Genomic DNA, 3,982 nt, shown 5'->3' on the forward strand with positions numbered 1-3,982 from the left:
ATGCGGTAGTCTCGAAGCGGCCCTTTTGATCATCATTCACCAGTGAGGAGGCGCTATGGCGCTGGATATCGTCGTGATCGGCGCGGGCATGGGCGGGTTGAGCGCCGCCCTGGCGCTGAAGGCCCGAGGGCACCGGGTGAAGGTCTTCGAGCGTGTCGAGGTGATGCGCCCGGTGGGCGCGGCCATTTCGCTGTGGCCCAATGGCGTCAAAGTGATGCACGCGCTGGGGCTGGGCACCACCATCGAGCGCGTGAGCGGCGAGATGACGCGGATGCGCTACCTGAGCCGTGACGGGCAGCCGCTGAGCGATTTTTCGCTCGTCCCGCTTTATGAGGCGGTGAACCAGCGCGCCTGTCCGATCTCCCGCGCCGCGCTGCAGCAGACGCTGTTCGACGCCGTCGGCGCCGAGCACATTCATCTTGGGCGCCACTGCGTGGACTACACCACAGGGATCGACAAGGTCGTCGCCACCTTCGAGGATGGGGAGCGCGTCGAGGCGGATCTGCTGGTGGTGGCCGACGGCACTCACTCGAAGCTTCGCGACACGCTCGTCGGCCGGCGCGTCGAGCGCCAGTACGTGGGCTACGTGAACTGGAACGTGCGCGTGACGGCCGACGCGGCGCTCGCCCCGCTCGAGAGCTGGGACCAGTATGTGGGCGAAGGCAAGCGCGTCTCGCTGATGCCCATGGGAGTGGGAGGCAACGACGCCGGCGAGCAGGAGTTCTACTGCTTCTTCGACGTGCCGCTGCCGGCGGGCACGCCCAGCGCCCCGGCCCGCTATCGCGACGAGTTGAAAGAGCACTTCGCCGGTTGGAGCGCCCCGGTGCAGGCGCTGATCGAGCGTTTCGACCCCGCGCGCATGGCGCGGGTCGAGATCCACGACATCGAACCGCTCTCGCGGCTCACCGATACCCGCGTGGCGCTGCTGGGCGACGCCGCCCACGCCATGGCGCCGGATCTCGGCCAGGGCGGCTGCCAGGCGATGGAGGATGCCTGGGTACTGGCCGAGGCGCTGACGAGCGCGCTTGCCGAACAGGCCGAGCCCGACGCGGCCCTGGCTCGGGCGCTGGCGCGCTACGACGAGGCGCGCGTCAAGCGGGTCGGCGAGATCGTCAGACGAGCACGCTCGCGGGCGGCGATGATTCACGGCGAGAACGCCGCCGAGACCCAAGCCTGGTACGAGGAGCTTGGCCGCGAGCAGGGTGTCGGCGTGCGTGCGGGGATCGAGAAGACGATCCGGGGCGGCCCGCTGGCGTGACCGCCCGGTCGATCACATGATGAATTGCACGACGACGTAGCCGATCGACAGGAGCGTCAGCGTGGCGATCGCCAGCCAGCTCCAGGCGTTGATCAGTTTCGAGGGGCGCAGGGCGACGGGCACGGTGCGGCCGTTGGCGGTGAAGTGGTTGAGCGCGGCGAGGATCGGGCTCAACAGAAACGCCACCACCATCACGAAGTCCATGAACAGGCGGAAGTTGCCCATCAGGGTGTAGAGGATCACCACCGCCAGCAGCGACAGCCCGACCAGCGAAACCAGAAACGCCGGGCTGCCTTCCAGGGTGCGCGACTCGTTCGCCGCGTCCGCCGGGCGAATGAAGGTGTACCAGGAGGCGCTGATCATGCGCGGGAAGCCGTCGAGCACGGTGAGCAGGGTAGTGAGCATCACCGTGAAGGCGGAGATGCCCACCACCACGCCGCTCCACTCGCCAAGTGTCGAGGTGTAGAGGCTGATCACCTGGCTTGCAAAGCCCACCGCGCCGTCGGCGGGGCTCACGCCCTGGCTGTGCATCACGCCGGCGCCCATGATCACGAAGCAAGCCGCCAGTACCGCCGCGCCGATGTAGCCGATGTTGAAGTCGATCTTCTCGGCGGCGGTGTCGCTGCGCCGTCCCTGGGTCTTGTTGCGCGCCTCGGACCACAGCGAGTTCATGATGGCCAGGGTGATGTCGGAAGGCATCAGGCCGAGCACCGCCACCAGGGTCACGAAGGTGGTCACGCTCCAGAGCGGCGAAATCGCCGTCGACGGGTAGAACGACCAGTCCACCAGCGGCAGCGCCGCCAGGGCGGCGAACAGCGTGGTCACGCTCAGGATCACCACGAACACCTTGTTCACCCAGTCCAGCAGCCGGTAGCCGCCGGCGACGGTGAGCACGCCGCACAGCGCGATGAGGATCACCGCCACCGTGGGCGGAGAGAGCGCAAGCGAAACGAGACTGCCGGCAAGTCCGGCGGTGGTGATGGCGATCGCCGCGATGATGATCGCCGTCACCGGGATCTGCACCAGCGCGAACAGCGCGACCACCGAGCGGCCGAAGGTCTGGCGATATCCCTCGACCAGCGACTGGCCGGTCACGCTGACGTAGAAGGGCCCGAACAGGAACGACGGATACTTCAGCAGCACCGCGAGCAGGATGAAGCCCAGAAGCCCCGTGCCATACTCCGCTCCGGCGCGGGTGGACTGCACCACGTGAGAGGTGCCGATCGCCGCGCCCGCGAACAGAAAGCCAGGGCCGAGGGCGGCGAGGTATTTGGCGTAGGTGGACCGGGAAGGCGCATCGCCAAGGGATGCGGAGTCTTGAGAGGGCATGAAGTGCTCCTTGTGAGCCATATGTGCGGGGGCGGCTTGTTGTTCTGCCCCCGCTGCGCGAGGCGGCTATGGTAGCCCAGCTCGCCTGCGCTTTCATGCCGCATGCGACCATAAGCGCATATCTGCTACATATACGGCATACCTTTAGTACTCTAGGTCGTCTTAGCGTTTCAACGTCCACCCACCAGCAGGTTCGCCCATGCTCAGCGCTCTCATCTACGTTCTGATCTTCGTTGGCGTCACCGCGACGCTCTACCAGCTCTACGCGGTGAACTATGCGATCAATTTCGATAACCACAAGCGGCTCTCGCGCGACCAGGCCGAGCGCCTCGAGACGCTCAAGCACGCGGGCGCCGAGTACCGCGCAAGCGGTGAGCGCGCGCCTTTTGAGCAGGTGGTACGCAGCACCCTGGGAGAGCAGGTGGAGACGGCGCTGGTGCGCGAGGCCCTGGAGCACGACGACGAGCAGGCCATCAAGGCGCTGCTGCGCCGCCGCCCGCGGCTGCGCTTTGGCGAGCGCGTCACGGTGCGCCATCCGCTGCTGGGCGAGACGCGCTTGCCCCGCCGCGATTGGCGGTCGTTGTTCATCGGCCTGGTCATCCTCAACAGTCTGATCGCGCAGTTCCTGGGCGGCATGAGCATCTACACCCTGCTCTACCGCGTCGAGACGCCGTCGCTTGCCTGGCTCAACGAGCCGAGCATCCTGATGGTGCTGATCTTCTTGTTGATACCGCTGACCCACGCCATCGGTCGGCTCGACTTCTACATGAACGATCTCTACCAGGTCGGCCGGCTCGAGCGCGAGACCGCCGCCGTCGAGGCGTATTCCTGAACGAGGCGTTCCCAACGCGTCGGTGAGCCAGTAAAGTAGCCTGCTCATCATTTTCGGTACAGGCAGGCTCCATGACTCAACGACGCTTTCCCGAACAGCGGCTGCTGGCGGCGCGCAAGCTGCATCCACGCTTCACGCCGGTGGTCTTCGCGCTCTACATGTCCTCGATCATGGCGTTTCTGATGACGCTGGTGATCACCGCGGTCAACAGCGGCCTGGACGGCGCGTTCATGTCCCGGGTGTGGCAGGCCTACCGGGTGGCGATGCCGGTGGCCTTTTTGTGCATTCTGGTGGTGCGTCCGGTGGTCGCGCGGCTGGTGCAGTGGACCGTGCGCTCGATCTGACGCCGCCTCAGTCGCTGTTGACCTGGCGCCAGGAGCGCCGCCCCAGATGCGAGGGGTTGAGCCCGATCGTGATCGGGGCGGCCGCGCCCCCGGGGCTTCCCACGTAGAGCGTTTCGGTTTGGGTGCCCGGGTTCTGGATGCCCACCAGCCGCTCGCCACTTCCCGCCTGAAGACCCGTGATGGCATCGCCGTTGACCCTGACGCCGGCATCGATCTGCC

Annotated in this window: 5 protein-coding genes; 3 read left to right on the top strand and 2 right to left on the bottom strand. The window is 66.6% G+C overall.

Annotated elements, in window-relative coordinates; translation table 11 throughout:
• Window positions 1-55 precede the first annotated feature (55 nt).
• On the top strand, window positions 56-1,258 hold the full coding sequence (gene hpxO, locus BIS11_RS12405) for an FAD-dependent urate hydroxylase HpxO (RefSeq protein ID WP_253425841.1): 1,203 nt from the start codon (window positions 56-58) through the stop codon (window positions 1,256-1,258).
• A 12-nt stretch (window positions 1,259-1,270) separates the two neighbouring features.
• On the opposite strand, the gene BIS11_RS12410 is transcribed toward hpxO, so the two are convergent.
• Window positions 1,271-2,587, bottom strand: a complete 1,317-nt coding sequence (locus BIS11_RS12410; RefSeq protein ID WP_253425839.1) for an NRAMP family divalent metal transporter — start codon at window positions 2,585-2,587, stop codon at window positions 1,271-1,273.
• Between the two features lie 199 nt (window positions 2,588-2,786).
• Here BIS11_RS12410 and BIS11_RS12415 point away from each other — a divergent pair, with 199 nt between their 5' ends.
• Both BIS11_RS12415 and BIS11_RS12420 read left to right on the top strand, forming a co-directional pair.
• Window positions 2,787-3,419 (top strand): hypothetical protein, encoded by a 633-nt coding sequence (locus BIS11_RS12415; protein WP_253586150.1) that lies wholly within the window; start codon window positions 2,787-2,789, stop codon window positions 3,417-3,419.
• 71 nt (window positions 3,420-3,490) lie between these two features.
• The gene (locus BIS11_RS12420; RefSeq protein WP_253426697.1) at window positions 3,491-3,763 is read left to right on the top strand and encodes a DUF2798 domain-containing protein; all 273 of its coding nucleotides are present in this window, start codon (window positions 3,491-3,493) and stop codon (window positions 3,761-3,763) included.
• A gap of 7 nt (window positions 3,764-3,770) precedes the next feature.
• Here BIS11_RS12420 and BIS11_RS12425 read toward each other — a convergent pair.
• A partial coding sequence (locus tag BIS11_RS12425) for a hypothetical protein (protein ID WP_253586151.1) occupies window positions 3,771-3,982 on the bottom strand: 212 nt, incomplete at its 5' end.

The organism is Halomonas sp. 707D4, from assembly GCF_024158685.1.
Lineage (GTDB): Bacteria > Pseudomonadota > Gammaproteobacteria > Pseudomonadales > Halomonadaceae > Vreelandella.

What these genes read in the sequence shown, in the direction of transcription:
- hpxO (WP_253425841.1), top strand. Translation starts at nt 56, where the DNA reads ATGGCGCTGGATATCGTCGTGATCGGCGCGGGCATGGGCGGGTTGAGC.
- BIS11_RS12410 (WP_253425839.1), bottom strand. Translation starts at nt 2,587, where the DNA reads ATGCCCTCTCAAGACTCCGCATCCCTTGGCGATGCGCCTTCCCGGTCC.
- BIS11_RS12415 (WP_253586150.1), top strand. Translation starts at nt 2,787, where the DNA reads ATGCTCAGCGCTCTCATCTACGTTCTGATCTTCGTTGGCGTCACCGCG.
- BIS11_RS12420 (WP_253426697.1), top strand. Translation starts at nt 3,491, where the DNA reads ATGACTCAACGACGCTTTCCCGAACAGCGGCTGCTGGCGGCGCGCAAG.